The 26358-nt window shown below is 52.9% G+C and carries 19 protein-coding genes; 6 read left to right on the top strand and 13 right to left on the bottom strand.

Translation table 11 applies throughout. The features are described from left to right. Positions 1-759: an SDR family NAD(P)-dependent oxidoreductase gene (locus DFP98_RS29435; RefSeq protein WP_116064205.1), complete on the top strand. Its 759-nt coding sequence runs from the start codon at positions 1-3 to the stop codon at positions 757-759. Positions 760-858: 99 nt separating this feature from the next. On the opposite strand, the gene DFP98_RS29430 is transcribed toward DFP98_RS29435, so the two are convergent. From DFP98_RS29430 to DFP98_RS29390, 9 genes are all read right to left on the bottom strand, one after another. Then, complete coding sequence (locus tag DFP98_RS29430) at positions 859-5628, bottom strand: DUF4838 domain-containing protein (RefSeq protein WP_281275169.1); 4770 nt, start codon at positions 5626-5628, stop codon at positions 859-861. A 63-nt stretch (positions 5629-5691) separates the two neighbouring features. After that, entirely contained in the window at positions 5692-6015 is a 324-nt protein-coding gene (locus DFP98_RS29425; RefSeq protein WP_116064203.1) for a hypothetical protein, read from the bottom strand. A 54-nt stretch (positions 6016-6069) separates the two neighbouring features. Continuing rightward, positions 6070-6906 (bottom strand): carbohydrate ABC transporter permease, encoded by an 837-nt coding sequence (locus tag DFP98_RS29420; protein WP_116064202.1) that lies wholly within the window; start codon positions 6904-6906, stop codon positions 6070-6072. Between the two features lie 9 nt (positions 6907-6915). Then, complete coding sequence (locus DFP98_RS29415; RefSeq protein ID WP_116064241.1) at positions 6916-7860, bottom strand: carbohydrate ABC transporter permease; 945 nt, start codon at positions 7858-7860, stop codon at positions 6916-6918. Between the two features lie 75 nt (positions 7861-7935). After that, positions 7936-9429, bottom strand: coding sequence for a type 2 periplasmic-binding domain-containing protein (locus DFP98_RS29410; RefSeq protein WP_246016863.1), 1494 nt, complete (start codon positions 9427-9429; stop codon positions 7936-7938). A gap of 227 nt (positions 9430-9656) precedes the next feature. Further along, positions 9657-11786: a helix-turn-helix domain-containing protein gene (locus tag DFP98_RS29405; RefSeq protein ID WP_116064201.1), complete on the bottom strand. Its 2130-nt coding sequence runs from the start codon at positions 11784-11786 to the stop codon at positions 9657-9659. 42 nt (positions 11787-11828) lie between these two features. Further along, positions 11829-13409, bottom strand: a complete 1581-nt coding sequence (locus DFP98_RS29400; RefSeq protein ID WP_147310292.1) for a type 2 periplasmic-binding domain-containing protein — start codon at positions 13407-13409, stop codon at positions 11829-11831. A 39-nt stretch (positions 13410-13448) separates the two neighbouring features. Further along, entirely contained in the window at positions 13449-15380 is a 1932-nt protein-coding gene (locus DFP98_RS29395) for a hypothetical protein (RefSeq protein ID WP_116064199.1), read from the bottom strand. Between the two features lie 24 nt (positions 15381-15404). Continuing rightward, the gene (locus DFP98_RS29390; protein WP_116064198.1) at positions 15405-16166 is read right to left on the bottom strand and encodes an SDR family NAD(P)-dependent oxidoreductase; all 762 of its coding nucleotides are present in this window, start codon (positions 16164-16166) and stop codon (positions 15405-15407) included. A gap of 208 nt (positions 16167-16374) precedes the next feature. Here DFP98_RS29390 and DFP98_RS29385 point away from each other — a divergent pair, with 208 nt between their 5' ends. From DFP98_RS29385 to DFP98_RS29365, 5 genes are all read left to right on the top strand, one after another. After that, positions 16375-17277 carry an AraC family transcriptional regulator gene (locus DFP98_RS29385; RefSeq protein WP_116064197.1) on the top strand — a complete coding sequence of 301 codons (903 nt, stop codon included), beginning with the start codon at positions 16375-16377 and terminating at the stop codon, positions 17275-17277. Positions 17278-17565: 288 nt separating this feature from the next. Next, positions 17566-18141, top strand: coding sequence for a nitroreductase family protein (locus tag DFP98_RS29380; protein WP_181918008.1), 576 nt, complete (start codon positions 17566-17568; stop codon positions 18139-18141). 28 nt (positions 18142-18169) lie between these two features. After that, complete coding sequence (locus DFP98_RS29375) at positions 18170-18688, top strand: nitroreductase family protein (protein WP_116064195.1); 519 nt, start codon at positions 18170-18172, stop codon at positions 18686-18688. Between the two features lie 13 nt (positions 18689-18701). Continuing rightward, positions 18702-20705 (top strand): AraC family transcriptional regulator, encoded by a 2004-nt coding sequence (locus DFP98_RS29370; RefSeq protein ID WP_220377189.1) that lies wholly within the window; start codon positions 18702-18704, stop codon positions 20703-20705. 21 nt (positions 20706-20726) lie between these two features. Next, a complete protein-coding gene (locus tag DFP98_RS29365; RefSeq protein WP_116064193.1) occupies positions 20727-21479 on the top strand; it encodes an alpha/beta hydrolase in 753 nt (250 codons plus the stop codon). Here the strand turns inward: DFP98_RS29365 and DFP98_RS29360 are convergent. The 4 genes from DFP98_RS29360 to DFP98_RS29345 all read right to left on the bottom strand — a co-directional run bounded on the left by DFP98_RS29360 (position 21437) and on the right by DFP98_RS29345 (position 26356). Beyond that, positions 21437-22267 carry a class I SAM-dependent methyltransferase gene (locus DFP98_RS29360; protein ID WP_116064192.1) on the bottom strand — a complete coding sequence of 277 codons (831 nt, stop codon included), beginning with the start codon at positions 22265-22267 and terminating at the stop codon, positions 21437-21439. The two genes, DFP98_RS29365 and DFP98_RS29360, sit on opposite strands and share 43 nt — an antisense overlap. A 97-nt stretch (positions 22268-22364) precedes the next feature. Further along, on the bottom strand, positions 22365-22715 hold the full coding sequence (locus tag DFP98_RS29355; protein ID WP_181918007.1) for a helix-turn-helix domain-containing protein: 351 nt from the start codon (positions 22713-22715) through the stop codon (positions 22365-22367). Positions 22716-22815: 100 nt separating this feature from the next. After that, the gene (locus tag DFP98_RS29350; RefSeq protein ID WP_116064190.1) at positions 22816-24552 is read right to left on the bottom strand and encodes an ABC transporter ATP-binding protein; all 1737 of its coding nucleotides are present in this window, start codon (positions 24550-24552) and stop codon (positions 22816-22818) included. Then, positions 24521-26356, bottom strand: a complete 1836-nt coding sequence (locus tag DFP98_RS29345) for an ABC transporter ATP-binding protein (protein ID WP_116064189.1) — start codon at positions 26354-26356, stop codon at positions 24521-24523. Before DFP98_RS29345 ends, DFP98_RS29350 begins: the two co-directional genes overlap by 32 nt. Positions 26357-26358 lie beyond the last annotated feature (2 nt).

Below are 26358 nucleotides of genomic sequence, written 5' to 3'. Positions count from 1 at the left end.
ATGAGGCTTAAGGATAAAGTGGCGATCGTGACGGGAAGCTCTCAAGGAATCGGTCGGGCGATCGCTACCCGGTTCGCCGCCGAAGGCGCGAAGGTTGCCGTCGCCGGTCTAGGGAAAGAGGCTCTCGAAGAGACTGCAGCTTTTCTACGAAACCAAGGCGGCCAAGCCATCGCAATCGAAGCGGATGTACGATACCGAGCGGACATTGATCGGATGGTCGACGATACGCTGCGGGAATGGGGCCGAATCGACGTTCTCGTGAACAATGCCGGCGTCAACCGTACGGCGTCATTTCTGGAGATTACGGAAGAAGACTGGGACTGGCATTTGGACGTCATTCTGAAGGGAACTTTCCTTGTCTCCCAACGCGTTGCCAGAGAGATGGTTAAGCGCGGAACCGGCGGTTCTATCATCCAGATGTCGAGTGTAAACGGTCTTGCCGCTGAAGCGGATCAAGCCCATTACAACGCAGCCAAGGGCGGAATTAATTTACTGGCAATGTCGATGGCGGTGGAACTGGCGACGCACGGCATTCGCGTAAACTCCTTATGCCCCGGGTTTATCGAGACGCCGCTCACAAAGCCGCTCATTAACAATCCCCCTGCCATTGCGGATTACCTGAGAACGATCCCGATGAATCGCGTGGGGCAGCCGGAAGAGATCGCATCCGCTGCATTGTTTATGGCCAGCGACGAATCGCGGTATATGACCGGGCATTGTATGGTCATTGACGGAGGTCAAGTCATTAAACTGTCTTAGTTGATAAATAATAATTCGGCCCCTTCCTTCGAACGGGCCGAAAGGCCCTATCGATAAACGCCGATAGGGCCGCTTTCTATCCGTTTGCTTCTCCTTGCCTTACGGTTCTACGCGGAAGAAATGCGCATAGTCGATATAAACCTCTTGATTGGCCCCGAACCCTTCAAATATAACGTTCACGTTAACATAGCTAGTGCCCTCGGCAAACTCGCCGTTCCATTCTAAGGTCGCCAAGCTTCCGGCCGTAGCGCCGATTGGCATTCCTGCGGGCGTTAGATTGCCCAAGTGCACGTTGTTGGCATCGTACTGATCGAATTGCAGCCGGAGCGTTCCGTTACCGGAAGAAGAGATAGGCGAATAATAAGAAACTCTCATCCCATACTCTCCCGCTTCCACCGGTACGGATTGATACACTCCTCCCGCTATTTCGATTCCGCTTGCCTTCATGCTGTGGTCGCCCACGAACCTCCAATCGTCGCCTGTTCTTTGCAGCGTTCCATTATTTTGATAGACCCAGGAAGTCCAGGAAGCGGAACCGACTGCAGTGTCGCCCTCGATTTCAAAGGACGGATTCAAGTTTACCGTCGCGGCTTGAATTTCCGCCGGAATAGACGGCGGACTCAGACGATAAAACCGCACGTCGTCCATGTAGACCGCTTGGGTCACCCCCATTCCCTCAAGCAGCACATTTATGTTTACGTGATCTACGCCGGCGGGAAATTCTCCGATCCACTTCAGCGTTGTCCAGTTTCCGGCCGTATTGGACAAGAGTTTGCCCGTCGTCGTCAAATTGCCTAAATGATTGTTCTGGACGTCGTATTGTTCCAACTGAAGGCGGATGGAGCCAATGCCCGACGATCCTGCCGGCGAATAATAGGCAACGGACATCCCGTGAACGCCGGGGTCTACTTTCACGGACTGATAGATGCCGCCTATCAAGCCGATTCCTTCGGCCTTCATACTGTAATCAGCGGTTTGCCCCGTCTCGTCACCGGTTCGTTGGAGCGTCCCGTTGTCCTGGTAGACCCATGTGTTCCAACTGCTCGAAGTTTGCGGCGTAGAACCCGCGATCTCGAACGAGGTATTCAAGTTCAGCGGAGTCTTGGAATTATCCGCGTATGGATCCGGACTCAGGCGGTTAAGGTAGAAATCGTCAATGTAGATTTCCTGATCTTCGCCGAATCCTTCGACTAGCGCGTAAGCTTCAACTTTCACGATGCCCTCCGGAAATTCTCCCGCCCAGTACAGGGTTGCCCATTCGCCGGCGGTGTCGGAAGCCCGTTTGGTTTCCAGGTACGGCTTCACCGATCCGAGGTGATTGTTCATCGCGTCCCAGAAGTCGAGCTGCAGTCGGATCGTTCCCTTCCCATCCGAGCCCGCGGGAGAATAATAGCCGATAGACAGTTCATGAACGCCCGATTGTACCTGTACAGTCTGAATGACTCCGCCGAACCGGACTCCCCTGGCTTTGATGCTGTAATCCCCGCTCTTCTTCACGTTATCGGTTCTGCTCATCTCGGTTCCGTCGTAAAGCCATAAATTCCAAGCATCGGCTTGTGCCGTTGTCGCCCCCGCATCCTCGAACGAGGGATTCGCGTTCAATAACGTACGCGACGACGGATCAGAGCTCCGCAACAAAATATAGGCATGGGTTCGAATGGACGGCAACGGATCGTTAGCCGCCAATCCCTCTAGCTGCGAATGAACGGGACCGGCCGGAGCTTCCTGTTCGAGCCAAGCGACGAGAGCGTCCATCTCGTGTTTGGTCATCCCGGACCATACGCGAGTGTACCCGCCAAGCGTTTTCTCGTCGACGATATAAGGACTGAACGCTTGTTGCAGGAAGGAGTCGTCCTTGAACGCCACGATCAACTCCCGGCGCTTCTCGGCCAGCCTCATCTTCGTCAACACCGAGTTCAAGAGCGCGAGAGCTTCCGTCTCGTTCGTCGGCTGTGGAATAGCTTTCTCCAACGAATGACTTAGCGCCGATGCTTCGTAATATTCGAACGACCGCAGCAAGTCTTGAGCGCGCTTCTGCTGCTTGGCGGTAACCGCTTTGGAGACCGTCGATTCCAGAAGGGCGCGGCTTTGCGCGATTTGCGCGGGTGTTACCGCATCCAGGTAAGCGTCGTCAAGGAAATTGAAATAGTTCATCCTGGGTTCCGATGCAACCCAATCGGCGAACCAATCGGTAGCAAACATCTCTTCTTCCCAGAATTGTCTCCAGATTTCGTAATAAGCCGCCAAATCCGCGGCTGCGTCGGCGCCGACGGCCCTTACGTACCATTCTTGCAGCAGGACGTCCGCATCCTGGTCAGGATCCCATTGCAGCTTGGTGGATAACCAAGGTTTGGGGCCCTCTCCGAAATTCGGCACCATCTCCGCGTACTGCACGGTCACGCCGGCATCTTTGGCATATCGATAATTTTGTTCCATGAGATCGAAGTACGTTCTCGGAACCATATAAGGCGTTCCCCATAAATATTCGTAGAAAGCGACTCCGTCCGCCGCTTCAAGCCAGCCTTCGGTAATGTCTTGCCCTACCGATCTCAAATCCGGGTCGCCCCAAGACAAGCGATCATCCGTAATATATACAATTACTCGGGGGTCCAGCTTGATCCCGTTCGTCGGCGGATCGTAGACCTCGCTATAGGCCAGCAATCCCAAGTACTTGTCGGGATGCTCGGCGAACACGCCCATCGAAACCTTGTTCACCCAGTCGTAATAAATATTGGACATATTATCGTAACCGATGGAATTGACTTGGCCCGAATGCTCGCAATAACCGCTTCCGTTAGCCATGCCATCGTTCACTCCGAGGGAATACGAAGTGGCCTCGGGATTCGCGTCGAAATATGCGTTGATGTTCGCTATAGCTTCCTCTACGATTCCCTCCGCCGTAAAGCAGGGCTGCCAGCCGCCATGAGAGTCCGTATTAACTCCCTCTGGGTAAAACTCCGGATTTGACGCTTTATATCGGGAAGGTGGAAACAAACTAAACAAGTTGTGTTTAAATTCTACGCGTCCATGCATCCGATTGTTTCTCGTCCATTTGGCGCGCTCCGGCGTATTGCTCGTATGGGTGTCGAATTCGCGAGAGAAAAACGCGGGCTCTTGCCGAACCTCGTCATTCTTCAGAATTGTCAGATTCGTCCGTTGAGGCACGTCTTCCCAATCTTCTCCGGGCGCCAGCCATCTAACGCCAACATACCGCTCAAGAAACTCATCCACTCCGAATTCCGTGCCCCATGAGGTAGGGCCAGCAATCGTTATCCGAGAGCCCGTCTGATGGATGACGAAACCATCGCCATCCATTCCATCCAGCAAATTTGCTTGCCCGTTTATATTCGGTAAGCCTTCAACCCCGACATAGATTTGAGCCTGGTCCGCAACCGGATGAGGATTTACCGTTGCAGGGTCGTCCGTATGAATCGGCAATTGAACGCCTGTCGATTTCTCCACATACTCGGCAAGCTTTTCGGCAGCCTCCTTCGTTTGTTCATCGGCATCGACATGTACCCATATACTTGCGGAAGCTTGCCCATTCTCCACAATTGGCAACGTCGTTGCGGGCGAAGGAACGGATGGAGTTGTTGGACCTGGGGTACTGCCGGAAGCCGCACCGGAAGTGACTGATTTCGATTCGATCCCAAACGTAGCCGTTACTCCCTTGGAAAATTGAACCTCACCCGGCCGCTTATCGAACGTACTTCCGCTTACATTTAACTTGGCAAGCTTTATGATCCCCGCACCTTTCACGTTTAGAGGTGCATCAACGATCAAGGTGAGAACAACGGCATTCGAGTCCAAGTCTAAATGAACGCCATTGGAAATGTTTCGAACCTCTTGAAATAATCCTCTTAGCGAAACATTCCTAAATTCATCATCCTCTGGAATATGAATGAACACTTTAGAGAAGGATGAGCTGCCCTGTACTCGATTCTCTTCCTCGAGAATAGCTCCGGACAAGAGGCGGATAACCGGAAAATGCGTTGTTCCCGAAGCCACGATTCGCACTTGCCCATTCCACTTATCTACGATGAGGGTACCTGTTATGTTAGAGTTGCGCACAATAATGCTGTTCGTTCCGCCTCCTAACACATAGATCCTGCCCTTCACCACCACTTCATCCAACGTAACATTACCTTCCCCAACACCTGGAGTAATATAGAGGTCCCCAGAGATGGTGAGGCCTTTGAGCGTAACCTTATCTGAGTTGACAACTAAATTGCCTTCCACATCCTGAGAGAAACTTCCCTCTTCGTGAATGACCGTCCCCATTACATTGTCCACGAGCTGCACGATTTCCGCCCTCGTCATATTCCTCTTGGGCGAGAACAACTGATTCCCTTTCCCTTGAACATAACCTCTCGCTTGTAACGCATTAACAGCTTCAACGGCGTACGCCGATAGTAGATTAGCATCTTTAAAAAATGAGCCGCGGCGTTCATGGTCGCTAGCTTCGATACGGAACGCTCTCGCCACAATAACTGCGGCATCCTCACGGGTGATATACGCTTCCGGCTGGAATAACCCTTTTCCATCCCCTTCTATTGCCCCGGCAGCATATACTTTAGCTAACGGTTCTGCGTACCAAGTCGACGATTGAACATCCGTGAACGGAAGCTCTTTCCTCTCGACAAATTCGAATATCCGGTTAATCAGCACGGCAAACTCCGCTCGCGTAACCGCTCGATCCGGCTTGTACCGGCCCGCTTCATATCCGTTCAGCAGACCCTGATCGATCCATTTATTCATTACAGATTCAGCCCAATGCCCGGTTAAATCCGATGCCTGAATTTCTAGATCTTCACCATTAGCTTTCGAGATAGAAGGCAGAATAGTTGCGATGACAATACAGAAGACCATTATGAAAGATAGCGTACGCTTGAATGGTGTACTCATAACCTATCATCTCCCTTTAATAATTGCCTATCCTCTACTCTGATAGGCGGGATCGGTTTCATCTCCCTGCTGCGGCGCTACGGAAAGACTGGGCGAACACCACCACCCGACCTCGATTCCGTCCGCGGCCACTCTTTCCCGGACTTCCTTCAGAAATTCGCCGAAATGCTCGAAGGCCTGCTTCGCATGCGAGCCTTTCGATTCTCCGTTCCACGAAGGAAATACGAGAACGAATCTTCGAATGCCCGCCGTCATCTTCAGCTTGTAAAGGTATTGCAGCATCTCTTCTTTCTTCTCGCCGATGAACAAATAGGGAACAATCGGATCGTATTCAAATGGAGCGGAACTCAATGCAGCTCCCCTCTTTCCCAGTGCCTTCTTTTCCCGTTCTAGTCGCATCGCGGGCTAGCCTTTAACGGCGCCAAGAGTCGCGCCTTCCATGATCCACCTTTGGAAAAACACGAAAATGAGAACGGAAGGAATCATCGCGATCGATACGCCGGCCATAAGCGTGACCCAATCCGCGGAAAATTGCATCTTCAGTCCCGCTTGATACATCGCGACTCCGATCGTGTATTTATCCGGATCGCTTAAGTAAATGAACGGCCCGAGGAAGTTGTTATACAAACCGAGGAATTTGAAAATCGCTACTGTCACGATTCCCGGCATCGACAACGGCAACATGATGCTCACGAATACGCGGGTCAGGGAAGCCCCGTCCAGAAACGCGCTTTCCTCCACTTCCTTGGGCAACGATTGCATGAAACCTGCGAGCAGCATCAAGAAAAACACGTTCTCGCCGATGCTGTCCAGGATCACGAGTCCCGTCAGACTGTTCGTCAGATGCAGGTCTCGCATCAGAATATACTGCGGCACCAGAGCGTTAATCCCGGGTAGAAACAAGGAGAGCATAATGGTTCCCCAGATCAGCTTGCGTCCGCGGAATTCGACCCGGGTGAGAACATATGCGTTTAACGCAGTAAGCAACGTTCCGATGACGAGGCTCGCGCCGACGTAATAAAGCGTGCTAAGCAGCGAGTCGCCCAGACCGTATTCGTTCCATGCCTTGCTATAATTGACCCAATTGAGCGTCTCCGGAAATCGCCATACGTCTTGAAAGAACTCGCGGTTTGTTTTCAATGATCCGTAAAAAATCCAGATAATCGGAAAGAGGATCGTCGCAGACCAAGCCAGAAGAACCAAATACCAGACGCCATCGCCTATTGACCGTTTTTCTTCCATGACGTCCTCCTAATATTCAATCGATTGATTTGGCAACCATTTATCCGATAGCCATTTGGAAGTGATGAGAATAACAAATAACAACATGCCGATTGCGGAAGCATAGCCGTAATCGTGAGACCCTTTTCCGAAGGCGATATTGAACATGTAAAGACCGATGACGTCCGTTCCGCCCGCCGGTCCGCCGTTGGTGAGCGTAAGCACGTTCTCGAAGCCTTTGATCACGCCTAACGCCAAGAACAAGGTGGCCACCCGAATAATCGGGGAGATCAATGGAAGCGTGATCGTGAATAGCCGAGTGCGATGGCCGGCCCCTTCCAATAGGGCCGATTCGTAAAGAGACTTCGGAATCGTCACCATGGCGTTAACGAAAATTACGATATAAAACCCGACGCCTCCCCAAATGGCCGGAGGGATGATGGCCCACAGCGCCGTTTTCTCCCCAAGCCAGTAAAAGTTGCCCATCTCAATGCCGATCAGCCCCAAGAAAGCATTCAGCAAGCCGAACGAGCCGTCGTAGATGAAACTCCATAATAAAGCGATAACGACGGTAGAAAGGACGTTCGGGAAAAAGAAAAACACTTTGAATACGGACGATCCCCAATATTTGCGATTGGTCAGCACGTACGCGAGAACTAACGAAATGAGGATGACCGCAGGTGGGATCGTGACCATGAACAGGAGATTATGCCCCAATGCCCGCCATACGTACGGATCCTCGAACATATAGACGAAGTTTTTGAATCCCACGTAGGTCGGTTCGCCGATTCCATCCCAATGGAGAAAAGAATAATAAACAGAAAGAAGATTCGGATACAACGTGAATACCAGGTATCCCCCGAAGGCGGGGGTAATGCTGAGTAAGACGAAAATCCATTTCTGTACGTTCGTTTTCTTAAGCCAGCCGTGTCGATGAGCACTCAGATTGTCGCCAACCGTCGCCGGTTTACTCATGCTGCCACTTCCTTTCAAGCCGAAGCCCGGAGACAAGCTCCGAGCTTCCTTCTCCGAATTCGATTACAGATAAAATTACTTGCTCGCATCCACCGCTTTTTGCAGCAACGCATCGGCTTCCTGCAGCTTCGGCAGCGGGTCCTGCGTGCCCAAAGCTATTCCGATCGTGGCTTCGTCTATCAACTTCGCCGCTTGCTCGGCGTTCGGATCGCTCAGGGTCACATAACGGAGCCCTTTGTCTCCCTTGACTTTGTTTTTCTTCATGTATTCAAGTACCGCTTTCGGTGCTTCCTGAAGCTTGTCGACAAGTCCGCTGTCGTTCATGAAATCGGCACGGATCGGCAAACCGCCTGCTTTCTCCGCCAAGCGCTGTTGAATATCGAGGTTCCACAGCCACACGAGGAATTCTTTTGCCCATTTCTTGTTCAGCTCGGGCTTGTTCGCCCACACGAAGTTTTCCGCTCCGTTAGAGACGTAATACCATTTCGTCGCGTCCGGATTTTCCGTTAATGGAGGAATCATAAATCCCCACCGGAAATCTTCCGGCACGGCGTCAGCCATCTCGTTCTGCACCCAATCCCCGGTCGAAGCGAGCGCCGCTTGTCCCTGCAGCAATTGCATTTGCGATTGTGTATGAGATAGCGCACCCACGCCTTTTGGAAACGCATTCAATTTACCCAATTCGTAAATGCGCTGATAGGCTTCCGATACTTCAGGCGTGGAATAGAACGGAGCTTTGTAAACTCTGAAATCCGGCTCGAAAGTGGCCAAGGTCCCTTTGCTCTCCGCCATTTCGAAATATTTGGCGATTCCGAAGCTGAAATTCAAATAGATCGGATACATACCTGGGAAAGTAATCGGAATAATTCCGTCTTCCTTAATCTCCTTGGTCAATTGCACGAATTCGGACCAAGTTTGCGGATTCTGATTCCATCCGTTCTTCTCGAACAAAGACTTGTTGTAGAAGAGTCCCGTCGCGCTTTGTACGTTAGGAAAAGCATACGTATTGCCGTTAATCTTCGAGGTGGCTTCGTAGCTGCCCGGTTGCGCCAGATCCTTTAGCGTTTTACCGTCCCCGTCGTATGCAATGCGTCCCCACAACTCCTCAAGTGGCTCCAGCTTCCCGGCTTCAACCAAGCTGGCGGCCACGTTGGCGCCCGGGATATTGTTGGAGAAAATATCGAACATATCCTCGTCGTCGTTGGCCGCGATCTTCGTGCCGATAATCGTATCGATTTTAGGCGAATACGTCGTCTCGAAGGTAACGTTCGGAAATTTCTCTTTGAATGTTTGCATCGCATAATCGATCCATTCCCTGCCGAAGGCATTTTCCCAATAAGCGAATTTCAGGGTTACCTTCTCATCCTTGGGGAGTCCGTTCTCCGCATAAGTATTCGACTCGGCGGATGAGGATGCTGCAGGCGAGACCGCCGTGGAAGCGGTTGCGGAAGGTTCCGCGCTTGCATTCGAACCGGTATTGCCGTTATTCCCGTTGTTGCATGCCGCCAGCGTTAACGACGCGGCTGCCAGAACCATAAGCGACGCTTTGATTTTCATTGTTTTTCTCAAAACGAATTCCTCCCTTAGTCTACATTCAACTTGCTTTCTTGCCCCTTTAGTCTGACCATTTCCTGCCTTGTACTCGCTTGCTTATTTCGGTTTCGACTCCTCTCCGTTGTCCTGCTAGCCATGTTACCAGTCGCCCATCTCCATGGGAATAGACCATTTCATACCGATAGACAAAATGAAAAAAACGCCTAGACACTAGGGCTCTCGGCGTTTTTTTGAAGATCGTTCTACCGTTTCGTTTTCCTGTATTCGCCCGGCGTGTACCCTGTTCCCTTTTTAAATACGCGAATGAACGTGCGGGATTGTTCATACCCGACGGCCTGTCCGATTTCCTGAATCGTATCGTCCGTTTCGATCAACTGCTTCATCGCCGCCTCGATTCTGACCGTCGTGACGTACTCAATGAATTTGACGCCGAACGCCTCCCGAAACAAGCGGCTGATATAGTTCGCGTTGATTCCGAATTCCTCGCTGAGGGAGGTAAGCGAGAAATCGGGATCGTTGTATTGGGTACCGATAAAACGTTTCACGTCCTGGACAAGCTGATGATTGGACTTGCTTTCCCTTAACTCTTTCATTCGCTCAAACGCTTCGGACAAAACAAGGCTAAATTCCTCGTACATTTCTTCCAACGTTTCTCTCCGGGTCGTTATCTCCGACAATCGATTCTCCGGGTCCTCTTTCCAAACCGCTCGCAGTTCCTCCGGCAGTTCCTCAATCTCTTCCTGCAAATGACTAATCAACATCTTCATGAACACGATCAAATCGCTGCGCGAGTAGACAGTCTCCCGAAGGCTCGCGTAGAGCGTTCGAAAGTGTTCTTCCCATTCGCCGTCTCCGGCCCGGAATGCCTGGCTCATCGCCTTCATGTTCTGAAGCTTAATGAAGAGCTCGCTTCTTGGTTGCGATTCGACATGATCGTTCGTAATAACTCGATTCAGACCCAAGGAAGACTTATAATTTAGCGCATGAATCGCAGACTGGTAGCTCTCCGTCACCCGTTTTACGCCTTCCGTTTGCCGGCTGACCCCGATCGTGACCGTAAAGGCTAGATTTTCCGCAACCCAGCTTCTCAGTTCCTCGTTATAATCGTAAAAAGCTTGCTCTTCTTTGTCCGAATGACGGAGCAACGCCACGATAGCCATTCTGTACGGGTCGACCCATTCCGCCCAAATCTCGAAGGGGAGATTCGCGGACATTTCATCTGCAACGGAGCCGATTACGCTCTTAAGCAGGAATTGATCGTTCCCGTTCTCGTAACGTTTTGTAAAGTCGTCGTACCGATCAATCTCCGCTAAGGCGACCAAGGATCCGGTCACCCCTTGGGTGAATTCGGAAATCCACTTCTTGCTCTTCGAGTTGAACTCCCCTTCTAGGAAATGGATAAAGAATTGCTTTTTGAGATAAGCGATATTTTCCTTGGACTGCTCCTGCAATTGGCTAGTTTCATCCAGTAACCGTTGAATAGGCTTATAGTTCCTCTTAGAGATAAGTATGATCCAGACGATCCCCGCCACCACGAACAGGAATCCGAGGACCATCCATAGATAGAAAAGAGAAGAGACGACATCCGATATCGGATTGCTTTTATTTCCGGTTCTAATCGTCCAGCCCGTCATTGGCGAATAAGCCTCGGCAAGCAGCTTGCCTCCTGGCCGAACGACGCTTCCGTCCGCTCTGTTCTCGTCCGTGGAAGCGAATAATCGACCATCGCTATTTACTAAGTCCACGAACATCGTGTTCGTATCGGTGATGCCGCGAACGATATTGACGATATTGTCCATACGAACATTGACGACCATAAGGCTGTAATCCGATAATCGAGCGTACTTGGCCAAGCTGACGACATTCAGAGCCTTATCGCTCGTCCCCGAGGCCGCCGAGCTTATCGAGCGGGGAATCCATTTGAACGGCTTCTTGCTGTTGACGGACTTCCCGAGAATCGATTTGTCGGAAAATTTCTCGAGCTTAGTCAGCGTCGACGGCGTAAGTACGGTACGATCGGGGGTGCGGTACAAATACACGGAATCAATCAACGGGTTATTGATCATCAGCTCATTTAATGCGTGAACCGCCGCCATGTCGCGAAAGCCCCGGTCTTCATTCCGATAATCGGAGAAAAACCGCTCAAGCTCCCCGTTGCCTAGAATTTCGTAAAGCATGATCGAATCCAGACCGCCGAGTGTCTTGTCGATCAAATTCATGACGTTATGCGTAAGGGCTTGGTTCGCTTTTAAAACGGATCTTTTCGACATTTCGTTGATCGTCAAGTAGGTCATTAAAAGCAAACTCAAGCCAATAACGAATATGACGGGGATATAGGACAGCAATAAACGGTTAAACCACGTTTGTTTCACGGAGATCCTTCTCCCGTCTTCTCAATCGCTGTGTATTTTTTTCTAGCTGCTTTTCCGGGCCTTCCTCACTTGACTCTCGAAATTTCGCAAGATTTGCTCGCCGTAATACTCATGCATAATTTGCGCACGATAGATCGGCCAATTCCGACCCGACTTTTCGGAGAAGAGCATTTTGACTTGAAATTCATCCTGTTTGGCGCGGAATAATCCTTCGTCGATGCCGATCGGAGGCGTCAGGGCCGTCCCTAGCTTTTCTTCCGCCGGCATACCGGCGAGATACTCTTTGACCTGCCTGTCATGATCGGTTAAGCGGGCATTCACGACCTGCAACCCGAACACATTGGGTAATTCGGGCGTCAAGAAGCTCCAGACGCTTCTAAAATCTCCTGTCTGCCGGATCTCTCGTTCTTGCTCCTCATCGAGCAACGCGATGGAATTTCCTTCGCGAACGTAATGTTTGCCCTCCAAACCGTAGTGGGTGAGCAGAAATCCCTCTTCCCCAACTAGCCAATCCAGAACTTCGACCAACCTGACGAGCTTCTCCGGTTCATTGTCCGCGGTTGCCTTCGCAAAGACGAAAGGATAGCCCGGATCGATTCCCGTACGCAACGGTTTATTGCCGAAAGGACTGAAGGGGATCCAATTCGCCTCGGAATGAAAGGCCTTGCTGCGAGATTGAAGGCTCTGCGGATTGGCATCCATCGCGAAGTCTGCCGTCTCTCCTAAAACAATCCCGACTTCGCCTCTTACGGCCTTCTCGATATGTTGATTGCCTTTGTTTAAGAACCAATCCGGATCAATAACGCCTTCATCCAGCACGCGAACGATATCGTTCACGACCTCCTCGATTTTCGGATCGGATTCCATATCGACAAACCGATTGTTCTCCATAAAAGCGGGATACGCCAATCCGTTCTTGATATATTCCGGCCAATCGGCGGAAAGCCTAGTTCCGTTTCCAGAAGTCGAAAAGCCGTACGTGTCGTTGTGTCCGTTCCCGTCGGGATCGCCAAACGTGAAGGCACGCAGAACCTCCAGATACTGCTCGTAAGTCGCGGGAACTTCCAGGCCAAGTCGATCTAACCAATCCTTACGGATGTAGTAGCTGCGATAGTCATTTTTATCGTACGGGACAGGGGCACGAGAAAATCGATTATGGATTTGGTACCCGATTAACTCCCTTTCGGTTTCCCAATATTTAAAGTATCTAGGCATTGTTAGAGGCGATATGTACGCGGTCATGTCTGCCAGAACGCCGTCGAGCGTATGCTTCGATCCGCCATCCGAGTTTCTGACGATCCACATATCCGGCGCATTGTTCGCATGAAGCAAGGCTGTAAGCTGAGCGTCGTAATTATCGCCAGCCGCCATATACCGGACATTGAGCCGTACGTTAAATTTCTCTTCTATCGTTTTTCGAACAAAGTCCCTGCTTTCGTCTCTGATCCTGGCTTGATCCGGAACGCTGAAGTACAGTGAAAGTTCGATCTGCGGTTTTTCCGTCTCATATAGAGAATATTCGCCTTCGTCATGCTCGGATTGTTTCATCGTATTCCAGACATACAAGGCGGAGCCACCTCCGGCAAGGAGGCATAGTAGGATAATCCATATCGCTTTTCTCACCGCTTATGCCTCCATATGCTTAAGATGCTTACTCTATAACTAATTCTTTGTTGTGCGGAAGAACCGAACCGACAGCGGCTCCATCCGCAATTGCTCGCAGCTTTCTCCCGTGAACAGATCAAACAACTTGAACTCGGCGTGCAGCTTAATCTCAACGCTATCTATGTTACCGCTTACAATCCCCAGTAGTCCTTCGCCATTATCGTCTTCGTAATAGATCGGGCCGATATTCGGGCAGTCTTCGATCCATACCGGCAATGACTCCTCTTTCATTAGCCAATGCGCGATTTTTGCGATCATGTAGGCCCGGCAGCGATGAAGAAATTGAAACGAAGTTACGGGTACCGTTAGAACGGCAATCCGGCCGCCAAGCTCGTTTTCGTACAGTATGGTACCGGGAGCCAATTCATTCAGGTTCTCATCCAAGAGCATAGAGAGGACCTGAGCGTCCGGCATCGCTTTCACAAGAGAGGGAACCTTGCCTTGCCTTTTCGTCTCGAACCAATGCGTTGCTTGCATATTGCCGCCGAACCGACCGGTAAATTCGGATGTACCGAATTTCTCCACGGTGGGTCCATCTAATCTCCCTAGCAATTCGCAGCCAAGATAACGGCCGAAGCCTCTAACTTGCAAATGCTCTAACGCTTGTCCGTCTATTAATAATCCGCCGGAGAGCAAACCGAATAATTTCTCATCATCATAGCACTGCGCCGTATCCCCGAACAATAAATTTCCTTGAGCCGGCACGAATTGTACGGGAACGCCGAATTGGGGAAAATAAATGTCGAATTCCCTCTCCGGCATCACGTCGCGGATATTCCCCCGCCTACTGATCTGTTTCAACGCCGTATCTTTCTCCCAAGGAATGCCGAACCCCTTCATCTTTTTCCCTTTTCTTGCTTCCTGAATTATCCTCAGCCGCTCTTTCTCTTCGATAAGAAGCTGCCGGTAATCGGGCTCTTGGTCATATGGCGTCGTCAGATAGTCGTATAAATTGAGCGTGAAATTTTCCGCGCCGGCAAGCGCATGCAGCTCCATCTGCGACCTTGTCGTCCGAATCCCCTTACCGAATCGGGTATGCGGATAGTTCTCTACCTCGCTGACGACTTGAATGTCTTCCCCTAAGACGCTCTTGCTTAGCGCCATGACCTGATGAATCCGGAACATTTCTCCATGGACCGCATCGGTATAACTACCGCCCGCGGGACGGGTGAACGGCCTTTTATCCCCCGCAAATTCCCTTAGCAACCGATCCATTTCCCTGCCTTGAAAGGAATGCGAAGGTTCTCCGGAATTCATCAAGCCTAGTCGCGTATGCGGACAGACCGATTCGACAGCCAGGCGCAGAGTGCGGGCTGCCTTCAATTGCCCTTCGAAGTTAACTTGCATCCACGCTTCTTTTATCCGCAAATCCTCAGCGGTGTAACCGCTGACTGCTCTCAATAGCTGCTCCGCGGTCAGCTCGATTCCGCATCGTTCAGCCGTTCTCCTCACATGGATCGGACAGAAGCAACCGAATTCGCTCGTATGATTGACGCTGCGAAAATCATCGTCGATAACGATTTTATCCGGTTTTGTAGCCGCATACGCTCTGCAAATTTCCGCCGCGTACTGCTGCCAAGTTTCATCTAGGATGCAATAGTTGGCATGGACTTCCCGTAAATCCTCCCCTACGAATTTCTGGTAGGGAAGAATGTACTCCGGTCCAAGATCCGCATCCATATGCCCGACCAGCATAATGATGTTTATGCTGAAAACGATGCGATTCGCGTGAAACTGTTCCGCCATTTGCTTATAGATGTTCGCCATTCTTTGATGTTTATCCAACTGTACGGGTATCGGCAGAAGGTGCGATGAAACTTCCTTTAATAGCACTTCTTCGATGTTGGCTTCCTTGCACAGTCGAATAATAGACTGCAACTGACGTTCCCAGGTTTGCTCCAAGATGACCGCTCTTAACATATAGCTCATTGTCGCTTCTCTTCCCCTCTATGTTTAGATCGCGGGCATTACATTTCCGCCGCAGACGGGAATAAAAGCACCCGTAATAAAATCGGCCAGATCCGAAGCCAAGAAAGCAACCGTATTCGCGATATCTTGGTCTTCTCCCCTTCTTCTAAGCGGGACTCCCGCTTCGTACTCCGGACGACTCGTCGTTCCGTCTTCTCTATCCCGATCGCTGATGGTCCACCCTGGAGCCACTTGATTGACGGTAATCCGATGCTTCCCGACTTCCTTCGCCAATACTCGGTATAAACCATCCATCCCTCGTTTTCCGGCAACGTATGCTGATTGATTAGCGTTATTCAACATAGAACACTCCGTATTGATGCCGATCATTCTCCCGTATTTCCGATCTATCATCGAGGGTACGAATGCCTTGGCTAAATATACGTTTTGCATGACGCAAGAGTAGAATTGACGTTCGTAATCCAATGCCGATTGATTTAGGATCGTCGTCCATTCATATTGAATGACCGCGTTAGCCACTACAATATCGACTTTCCCTAGATTCGATTCTGCCAGATCCTTCATCCGATATATGGATCGTTCATCGGTTATATCCGCTTGAACCGTAACACTCCTAATACCGAGTTTCTCCGTCTCTTCTTTCAGTTCTATTGCCTTGGCTTCATTCTCGTGATAATGAATAACCAAGTTAGCGCCGCAATCGGCCAATGTGCGAGCCATAATTCTCCCTAACTGTCCCGTCGCCCCGGTTATGAGCGCCGTTCGACAGGACAAATCGATTTGCACCGAAATCCCCTCCGATTATGAATCTGCTCTCCTCGAATTCAGTCTTAACAAGTTAAATAGTACAGCGACTTCAGAATTTTAGATTTAGCAATTCTATCTCAATTTTTGCATTCTAATTTGCATTATAGACCGTTTTCTTTATACTTAAGAGAAACTTGAATCTTATCCCATTCCGCTGAACTTAATCCCGAAAAATAGGACGGTACATATGGATCACGAACCGTACAAACCGAGTGAAAACATTCTCATCAGCAGTTTTGTATCCTTTTATTATTTCGAGCTATCCAATCGGCATATTTACCCTGGCGAAAAGCATGATTTCTGGGAAATGGTCTACGTGGATAAAGGGGAAGTCGAGGCGGATACGGATACCGGTCTTTACTCTCTCCAACAAGGGGATATTCTGTTCCACAGTCCGAATGAGGTTCATTGTTTGCGAAGCACACATACGACCGCCCCCAACTTATTCATCGTTACCTTCTTCTGTCATTCCGAAGATATGCGATACTTCAACAAGTTCAAGCATTTTAGACTCGGCCATTCCGAACGGCCCCTGTTGACCCAATTGATGAAAGAAGGTTTAAATGCGTTCGGCCCGAATCCGCTGGATCTATCCCGCAGAAACTTAACGCGAGTGCAAGACGCGCCCTTCGCCTCCGATCAATTGTTCAAGATCTATCTGGAAATGCTGATCATTCTCCTCATACGCAAAGAGAAGAACAGGAAGCCGCCGGCTCCTCTGTCCTCCTCGACGAGGGAGAATCAAATCGCGCAATTCTGCGATCGGATTATTGCTCATATTAAAGACAACATTCACACGAAGATTACACTTAACGATCTCTGCGCAGCATTTAACGTAGGGCGAACTCACATTAATATTCTTTTTAAGCGAGAGATAGGCATCGGAATCATCGAATATGCCAATCGTTTAAGAATCGACTATGCGAAGACTCATATCCGAGAAGAAATATACAATCTTACGGAAATATCGGACCTCTTAGGCTATAGCAGCGTCCATTACTTCTCGCGCCATTTCAAGAAGAGCGTAGGGATGACTCCCTCGGAATACTCCAAAACCATTAAGTCGCATCTTGATACTTCCCTTGCCTAAGCATTCAAAGTTCCAACGCGACTTTTAATCTCACTTCTTTGCCGGGAACGGCTAGCGTCAATGTATGTTCACCGGCGCTTCCATGCCATTCCGATTCCTTGCCGTCTATGCTCAGCTCTTGTAATGAAGCAAACGAGAGAAGGCGCCGATCCGTTGCCTGACGGAAACGACGCCTTCTTTTTCTGTCTTCGGATTCCGTTTACGCAGCTTCTCATCCCATTTTTAATTGATAATGATTATCATTTGCGATATGATAAAAACAGAAAATCGAAAGGATGGATCGTAGCCATGACTGCCACTCAACAAAAATCGGTGCTCTCCCGATTGGTCCGAGAGAGAAGATCGATTCGCAGCTTCGCCAAGCGCGCCTTATCGCCGGAGCTGGTAACCGAACTGCTGCAAGCGGCCGAGGCCTCCGCCCTTCCGGCCGGGCGGGAGCCCTCCCACCGCTTCATTCTCGCGTCCAGTTCCGAAGGCAAAGCCAAGGCGGCTTCGATGATTATGGACACCTATTCCGAGCAAGGGCTGTACAAATGGATGCCGAACAAGCTTAATCAGTTGATGGCCGATCGCATCGCGCAAATTCCCGCCTTTCTGATCGTCATCGTGAAGGAGCAGGAAGAGAGCAGGCGCAATTACGCGACGGTCAGCGCCGTGCTGCAAAGCTTGTCGCTGCTCGCCTGGGAGCAGGGAATCGGAACGGTATGGAATACGGAGCCGTTCATGCATAAGCCGTCTTTTACGTCCGGCATCGGTCTGCAAGCGGACGAACGCATCGTCACGATCCTCTATTTGGGATACTGCGAGAAAGCGCCGAAAACGAAGCCGCGCACATCCGCGGTGTCAAAGCTGACTTATTTGTAATTTCAATAGAAACGGAGGTTTTTTCGATATGAGTATTCTTTCCCTATTCCGGGAAACGCGAGAGGTGCGCCAATTCGCCGAACGGCCCGTCTTCCGGGAATTGATTCTATCCATTCTCGAAGATGCCGTCTGGGCGCCTAACCACAAGCTGCGAGAGCCGTGGCGCTTCATCTATGCGGATGGAACGGCGAAGCAAAAGCTGACCGCCGCAGTCGACGCCGACAAGCATCCGCGTCTTGTCGAGACGCTTGCGCAAGCTCCGGTCGCTCTGATCGTTACGTCTCCGTCCAACAAGGACGAGCGCATCGATAACGACGACTTCGGAGCCGTCTGCTGCCTCATTCAAAACATTCAAATGCTCGGCTGGACTCACGGGCTCGGCATGGCCTGGGAGCTGGCCGATTATTCCGCCTGCACGGAGCTGCGGGCGCTGGCCGGCGTCCGAGACGACGAGCGGATCGCCGGCATCCTCGGTCTCGGCTTTTTCGATTCGCTTCCGGAGAAGCCGGCGGTCGCTCCCCTGAACGACAGACTTGAAGTTTGGTAAGATGAGCCCGGCCATGAAACTGGATGAGCTGCTCGCTCTATGGAACCAAGCTTTCGTTAAGGTGTTGGACGTCCGTCTGCACAAGCTGCGGGCGGGCGACAACCTGCCGCCCTATATTTTGCCTTCCCATCTGTTCCTGTACAGCTTTCGCGGAAGCGCACGGATCCGGTTTGACGATGTGCCGTTTAGCGTCTCCGGATGCCAAGCGCTTCACGGAAGCAAGGGCTTCGTACTCCATATCGCCGTCGGAGACGAGGATTTCGAATATTACGCCGTGCACTACGCGCTCCGCTTTCCCACCTTGTATCGTCCAGAGACGGTGCCGCTGACGGATCGCAATCCGTGGCTCCTGGCGCCTTATTCCTTTTCCCCTTCCCGTCCCGTTTCCCTGTTGAACCAGTTGGACCGCTTGTATGAGATCTGGGCCGGCGGCGGAACAGACGGTATACGGCCGCTGCGCGTCAAAGCGCTGTTTTACAGGTGGGTGTGCGAGCTTCTTGAGCAGATGGACGAGCCCGCTCGCTCGCCGCTTCCTTCCGACCTGGTCGGACAAGCTATCCGCTATATTCATCGTCATTACGCCGAGTCCGTCACATTGGAGCGCATGGCGGAGGCGCTGAACTACAGCGTTCCGCATCTCGTCAAGCAATTCAAGCTGGGAACGGGTAAAAGCCCGATCGGCTATCTCATCAAGGTGCGCATGGACAAAGCCAAGGAGCTGCTGCTCCGCACCGATGCCGCTCTACAGGACATCTCGGAAGGAGTAGGCTACAACGACATTTCCTATTTCAACAAAACGTTCAAAAAATACGCCGGCATGACGCCCGGTCAATATCGATCCGCCCGCAGCGCCGATTATGCAGGATCAGATCGTCATACGAATCGGATCATATCCTCCCTTGTGCCGGAAGTTTCAGGGCGTTACAATGCAAATGATAATGAAAATCATTTTCATTATGACCGTTTGAACAAGGGAGAGGACAGGAACATGATTCAATTCGAGAAAAGAGGCAAGCTTGCTATGCTGGTGTTGGGAATCGCGCTGGTGCTGAGCGCATGCTCGGGATCGGGAGCGGCGACGAATAGCAACCCTAGGTCCTCCTCGGCTTCAGCCTCCTTGCAAGCCGAGACGACAGTCCCTCGGGTATCGGAGACGATCTCCCAGACCTCGCAGCCGGCATGGCCTAGAACCTACACGGACGCAACAGGCAATAACGTGAAGCTGGAAGCTCAGCCGAAGCGAATTATCGTCTCTCATTTCAGTATGATGGAATACCTGTTCGCGCTGGACACGCCCCCGATCGCATCCGTTCTGGCCGACCGGATCTTGAACGCGTTCGAAACGCTGAAGCCTTATGCGCAAACTTCTCAGGTAGCGGATATCGGGCAAGTCGTGACGCCGAATTTGGAAATGATGACGGAGCTGGAACCCGATCTCATATTGGCTTTTTCCGGCACGCATAACGATGTGTACGAGGACCTTGGCAAAATTGCGCCGGTCGTCATGCTCAGCATCGAGGAGATGAATTGGAAGGAAAGATTGCGGGAATACGCCAAGCTGCTCGGCAAGGAACGGGAAGCGGACGCTTATATCGCCGAATTGACAGCGCTTATGAACGATACCCGGGCCAAGCTGGCTCCTTACAAGGATCAGTCCGTAACGTTCCTGTGGCCGACGGGCAACGGGGATACGTTTTACGTGCTGGACGACAGCTCGATCGAATACGTGTACGATCCGGAAGGACTCGGCATGAAATCTCCGGGCGCCTTCAAATTGGAGGACGACGCCGTCTCTATGGAAGGCGTGACGATGCTTGATCCGGACATTATTTTCGTCGTCGATTATTTGGACGGCATCGATGGCAGGCTGGAGGAGCTGAATAAGAGCAAGGTGTGGAATTCGCTGAGCGCCGCGAAGAACGGAAAAGTGTTCAAAATGGACATTTCCGCGAATGCGGGCGGTCCGCTTGCGGTGAAGTACGTGGTTGGTCAAATTGGTGCCGCTCTCGTCTCTTAATACAAGGAGGCTCTTGGCAAAATGAAATTTCACCTGCAGAAAGACCAGCTGGCGGATCGCGAGCTGGCGGTCTATTTGCCCGACGATTATGACGGTGGCGAACATCGTTATCCGGTCGTCTACGTGCAGGACGGCGGTGATCTGATCGATCCCGAGCATAGCGAAGCTCTCCGGGCGATCCGGGAATTGACCGCCCGGGGAGTGCTTCCCGGCCTTATCTTCGTCGGAATCGTTCCCTTCGACCGGGACGACGAATATACGCCGTTTGCGGCCCCCAACGTTTTCGAGCCGGGCAGATTGTTCGGCGGAAATGCGGCGCAATATGCCTCGTATCTCTCCCACACGCTCAAGCCGTACGTAGATAGCCGCTACCGAACGCTGCCCGACGCGCGGAATACCGGAATTATAGGCTTTTCGCTCGGCGGCTTGATCTCGGTCTATACCGCCTTGCTGTACCCTGACGTGTTCGGGCGCGTCGGCAGCTTCTCCGGCTCGTTCTGGTTTCCCGGCTTCGCGGAATGGATACAACGGCTGCCTATTCGAAATGCGGGCCAACGGCTCTATATCAATGTCGGCCATGCCGAGGGCTCCGAGCGAACGAACGGACAGCAGTGGATGGTGCCCAATCACAAAACGATCTATCGTCATCTGCTGCAAACCGGTTTTACCGGGCACACTGCCAGTATGACCGTATACGAGAGCGATGTGCATTCCTTCGCCAAAGGCGTTCTCTATGTACCCGAAGCGATGAAATGGCTGTTCTGCCATTCGTAAGCCGTCGTCCGCGACCGCAAAATCGCCGTGTCGTAGATACGCCCGGTCATGCCCGGAGCCGCAGCGCGCCATTCCGTCAGCGCTCCGGTGTCCAGCGGGTAATTAAACAGAGACTTGAGGCCGTTGCCGTACCTGACGACGATGCGGCAATCGGGCCGAACATAGGAGCGCAGCTCGCGCAAAATATCCCGCTTCTCAGGCACCAGAGAAGCAATGAACACGTGCGTAGCTGCGCTTACGAATTCGGGGTCGTCCAGATGGCTGCGCAAAAAACGAAACGAAGCTTTCATACCCAAATACCGGGCAAGCTCCGTTCCGTGCCTAATCGCTTCCTCGTCAATATCGACGCACAGTACCTCCGACGCCGTTTCCGCAATGGCGAAGGCCGACGCGGGAAACGCGCCGGAACCGATAAACATTACCCTGTCCCCCCGACGGAGGCGCATGCCCTCCCGCTCCTCCCTCACGGACGCGGACAGCAAGGAGGAATATAGATCGACGCTGCGTCCGTGCGCGCAGATTTGTCTCGCCCTCATTTTCTCCAGCGCGCCCAGCGCCCGGGCTGAAGCGTCCCTTAGACTCCCCGCCGCTTCCTGCGCATCCCTGTCGCTCTCCAGGCGCCATTGGAACCGTTCGTTATCTTCGCGCAAAATAAACTCGCATAACCGATCCAGTTCGGCGCCAAGCCGCAACCAGCTATCCGGACGACGGCATACTTCGGCTCCAAGTTCATTCAATTTGTCCGCCCACGCGCGCATGCCTTCCGCAAAACATTCCTCGCTTAGCATCGCCTGCCCATCCCTCCGTCTCTGACAACGTCAAATACAGGAAGTATATGAAGCGGGACAGGCGGATGATGTCATCTGCCGGTTCAGTCGATTTCGGTCAGAGGCCCGCGCCGATCGTCTGCGTGCATTTGCTCGCCGACGGAGCCGCGCCGGTCAGCCGCTTGAACATGCGGCTGAAGTAATACGGGTCGTCAATACCGACCCGCCGGGCAACCTCTTTGACCTTAATCGGCGAGCGCTGCAGCAGCTCCAGCGCGCGTTCGACGCGCAGTACCCTCATATATTCGAATGGAGAATGTCCGGTGAACTTATTGAACACCCGCGAATAGTGCTCCGGAGTCAGGCCCGCCAGCGCGGCCAACTGGTCCCTCGTAATCTTCTCCTGCAAGTGGCCTTTCATATAGACAATAGTGGCTTCGATCGTATCACGCGATATTCCTTTTCTCATTCCCGTATAACGCCTCCTTCTTCCACTCATTATCATTGATAATCATTATCAATTAGATTGTAGTGGAATCGGGCGAAATTTGCAAATGTAAGCTTTGCTTTTACGAGGAAATTTTCCAGCCGCTCGCCTGTCGCTGCAGCTCCCACATCCGCTTGTACAAGCCTCCGGCGGCCAGCAGATCGTCATGACGCCCCTGCTCGACGATCCTGCCTTCGGACAGCACGGCGATATTGTCGGCTCCTCTAACCGTCTTCAGACGGTGGGCGATGGCGATAACCGTTCTGCCCTGCACGAGCCGGTCGATTGCCTGCTGAATGGATGCCTCGTTCTCCGGATCGAGCGATGCGGTCGCCTCGTCCAGCAGCACGATCGGCGCGTTCTTCAGCATCGCCCTTGCAATGGAAATTCGCTGCTTCTCGCCGCCGGACAGCGTGCTGCCTCCTTCTCCGACCAACGTGTCGTAGCCATTGGGCAGCTTCCTGATGAAATCGTGGCAGCAGGCCTGGCGTGCGGCCTCCACGATCTCCTCCATCGTCGCGTCGCCGCGGCCGAAGCGAATATTGTTCGCAATCGTGTCTTGAAACAGGTAGACGTCCTGAAACACCATCGATACTTTGCGCAGCAGCGCTTCCGGCTCCATGCTCCGAACGTTATCGCCGCCAAGCAGCACCTCTCCGGCGTCCGGATCGTAGAACCGCGCAATAAGCCGCAAAACCGTGCTCTTCCCGCTGCCGGACGGTCCGACCAACGCGGTGAATGAGCCGACCGGCACGGCGAGACTTACGTCTTTCAGCACCGCCTGCTGACGATAGCCGAAGGTCACGCCCCGCAATTCGATGTCATGCCGGTCGGGAGGCTGCCGCTCCCCCGTCATCACGGGCTCCTTCAGCAGCTTCAAGATGCGCTCCCCCGCCTGCTCGTAATAGCGGAACTCCGCATACCCGGCAAGCGCGGAGGTCAGCGGGTCGAAAATGCGCGAGCCGACGATCAGGAAAGAAACGAACGTGACGATGTCGAGCCGTCCCCCCAGCAGCAGGTGCACGCCAACGATGATCATCAGCGTCAGACCGGAGCGGACGAAGGCAACCGCGCTCAGCACGATCGGTCCAAGCATGCCTTCGATGCGTATGCTGTGCCGCATCAAATCCTTAAACGACCGCTCCAGCTTCGTGAACCGCTCTCCGGTCAGATTATATGCCTTGATGACGCGAATGCCGTTCAAATATTCCTGCAGCCGGTTGCCCGCCTCGATCTTCGCTCCCATATGGCCGGCGCCCAGCCTGCGTTGAAAGCCGGAGGTCAGCAGCACAAGCGCAATCGCCAGCGGAAGCGCCGCGAACAACGAGAGCGCCATCCGCCAATCGAGCAGCGACAGTCCCGCCAGAGCCAGCACCGGCATGACGAGCGCTCCGATCATCTGCGGCACGAGATGGGAGATGCCGTGCTCCAGCATCGTAAAGTCGCCCATCATCATATTGGCGAGATCGCCCGGATCGCGCTTGTTCAGGTAACCCAGCGGCAGCTTGCGCAGATGCTCCGCCAGCCGCGAGCGTCCGTCCGCCGCCGCGCTATAAGCGTTGCGAAACTGCGAACGGTACGCCGGAATTTCCAACACATACAGAAGCAGCAGCGAGACGCCCATTAAGGCGCATATCCACCACAGCCTCGCCGTATCCAGCGCCAGCGCCGGATTCGCGAACGGCTCGTAGACGAGCCGGGCCGCCTCCACCAGCAGCGCGAACGGAAGGACGCCCGCCAGATTGGCCAGCGTCGTGTACGCGACCGGTTTAACTAAAGCGCGGGGGTTACCCGCCGTTATGTTGCGCAGCACGCCCATTCGAAGTCGCCTCCTCTCTATCCGCTCCGAGCCGCCATTCGGCAGAATCGGTATAAGCGCGCCACATCCGGGCGTAAATCCCGTCCGCGGCGATAAGTTTATCGTGCGCTCCCCGCTCGGCAATCCGTCCCTCGTTCATCACGAGAATCAGATTCGCGTCGCGGATCGTCGCCAGCCGATGCGCGATGACGACGACCGTCTTGCCCTTCATCAGCTCTCCTAGCGCCAGCTGCATCTCATATTCGTTCTCGGGGTCGGCAAACGCCGTAGCCTCGTCCAGGACAAGAATCGGCGCATTCTTCAGAATGGCCCGCGCCACCGCGATCCGCTGCTCCTCTCCGCCGGACAAGTAAACGCCGCCCTCTCCGATTCGCGTCTCGTAGCCCTGCGGCAGCTTGCCGATAAATTCGTGGCACTGCGCGGAAAACGCCGCCGCATACACCTCCTCCGGCGCAGCCTCGGGCCGACCGACGGCGATATTGTTATAGATGGTGTCGTAAAACAGAAACGTGTCCTGAAACACGAACGCAACCGTGTCCATCAGTTGCTCCGAAGCCATCTCCCTAATGTCCGCGCCTCCGATGCGAATAGCGCCCGACGACACGTCCCAGAAACGCGGAACCAGATTGGCCACCGTCGATTTGCCTGCGCCCGACGGCCCGACCAGAGCGGTAACCTCGCCCTGCCGGGCCGTGAACGAAATGTCCGAGAGCGCTTCGCTCCCGCCGCCCTCCGCCCCATACGAAAAGCTGACGTTGGCAAACTCGATGTCGAAGGAGGCAGGCTGCTTCGGCCGCTCCGGCTCCGGCACGGGTTTCTCCGTCAAAATGCGGTCGATGCGCTCGACGCCCTCGCGAATGTCGCGCAGCGTGGAGGTCAGAAACATGATCTTGAACATCGGAGCCGAGATGCCCGGCGACATAATCAGGAAAAACAGCAGCACCGAAGCGAACGCGACGCTATCCGGGCTGCGCGAAAGCAGGAAGACGCCAACCGGCAGCACGAAAGCGGCGAACGAGACGAGCACGACCTTAAAGATCAGAAAGCCGTTCTGGAACTGGTCGGTAAACTTTACGCAATAATCGCGGTATTGCATCATATCGGCATAAAATCTGCGGAAGGAATGGACCGTCTGTCCGAACACCTTGACCGCCGGCATCCCGCGTACGTACTGCACGGCCGCGCCGCTCATACGCTCCAGCGAATCGTAATACCTTTTTACGTGCTCCTGCGTTCCCGAACCGCTCATCAGCTTCATCTGCACGACGATGGCCAGAACGATCGGCACGATGCAGGCGAGCGCCAGCCAGACGTTTAACGTCAGCATGACCGCAATCATCAGCAGCGTCGTCGCAGCGACTTGAACGAGATCGGGCAACTGGTGCGCGACGAACGTCTCGACTTTCTCGACGTTTTGCTCCAGCGTTTTTTTGACCGCTCCCGTCGAAGTCCCGTTCAACCAGCCAAGCGGCAATCTGGCGATATGGGCGGACAGCTTGATCCTCAAGCCGTACAAAATGCGGAAAGCGGCAATATGCGAAGCCATGCCCCCGGCATACATCAGAGCCAGGCTGCCCAGCAGTCCGAGCAGGGCATATACGCCCCAGCGAGTCATCGCGGCTCCGTCGGCTCCAGCGGGTGCGGCGGCATGCTCCAGCAGCTCTCTCAAAATATAATAGACGGCTGCGTAGGGCACGAGCGAAGCGATTGCGCTGAGCGCCGAGAGCAGCCCGGAGACAATCAGCAGGCCGCGTCTCTCCCCGGCGATTTCAAGCAATCGGGCAATGCCCGTTTTGTTCTGCATGC

Origin of the sequence: Cohnella phaseoli (genome assembly GCF_003386235.1) — a bacterium.
In the GTDB taxonomy this organism is placed as follows: domain Bacteria; phylum Bacillota; class Bacilli; order Paenibacillales; family Paenibacillaceae; genus Cohnella; species Cohnella phaseoli.
Note: the sequence above shows the minus strand (reverse complement) of the source record. Positions and strands in the feature narration are given on the sequence as shown.

Excerpts from the sequence above, each read along its gene's own strand:
- DFP98_RS29435 (WP_116064205.1), top strand. The coding sequence starts at position 1 with ATGAGGCTTAAGGATAAAGTGGCGATCGTGACGGGAAGCTCTCAAGGA.
- DFP98_RS29345 (WP_116064189.1), bottom strand. The coding sequence starts at position 26,356 with ATGCAGAACAAAACGGGCATTGCCCGATTGCTTGAAATCGCCGGGGAG.
- DFP98_RS29355 (WP_181918007.1), bottom strand. The coding sequence starts at position 22,715 with ATGAGAAAAGGAATATCGCGTGATACGATCGAAGCCACTATTGTCTAT.
- DFP98_RS29430 (WP_281275169.1), bottom strand. The coding sequence starts at position 5,628 with ATGGTCTTCTGTATTGTCATCGCAACTATTCTGCCTTCTATCTCGAAA.
- DFP98_RS29370 (WP_220377189.1), top strand. The coding sequence starts at position 18,702 with ATGAAACTGGATGAGCTGCTCGCTCTATGGAACCAAGCTTTCGTTAAG.
- DFP98_RS29415 (WP_116064241.1), bottom strand. The coding sequence starts at position 7,860 with ATGAGTAAACCGGCGACGGTTGGCGACAATCTGAGTGCTCATCGACAC.
- DFP98_RS29350 (WP_116064190.1), bottom strand. The coding sequence starts at position 24,552 with ATGGGCGTGCTGCGCAACATAACGGCGGGTAACCCCCGCGCTTTAGTT.
- DFP98_RS29380 (WP_181918008.1), top strand. The coding sequence starts at position 17,566 with ATGACTGCCACTCAACAAAAATCGGTGCTCTCCCGATTGGTCCGAGAG.
- DFP98_RS29395 (WP_116064199.1), bottom strand. The coding sequence starts at position 15,380 with ATGAGCTATATGTTAAGAGCGGTCATCTTGGAGCAAACCTGGGAACGT.
- DFP98_RS29385 (WP_116064197.1), top strand. The coding sequence starts at position 16,375 with ATGGATCACGAACCGTACAAACCGAGTGAAAACATTCTCATCAGCAGT.
- DFP98_RS29420 (WP_116064202.1), bottom strand. The coding sequence starts at position 6,906 with ATGGAAGAAAAACGGTCAATAGGCGATGGCGTCTGGTATTTGGTTCTT.
- DFP98_RS29365 (WP_116064193.1), top strand. The coding sequence starts at position 20,727 with ATGAAATTTCACCTGCAGAAAGACCAGCTGGCGGATCGCGAGCTGGCG.
- DFP98_RS29360 (WP_116064192.1), bottom strand. The coding sequence starts at position 22,267 with ATGCTAAGCGAGGAATGTTTTGCGGAAGGCATGCGCGCGTGGGCGGAC.
- DFP98_RS29375 (WP_116064195.1), top strand. The coding sequence starts at position 18,170 with ATGAGTATTCTTTCCCTATTCCGGGAAACGCGAGAGGTGCGCCAATTC.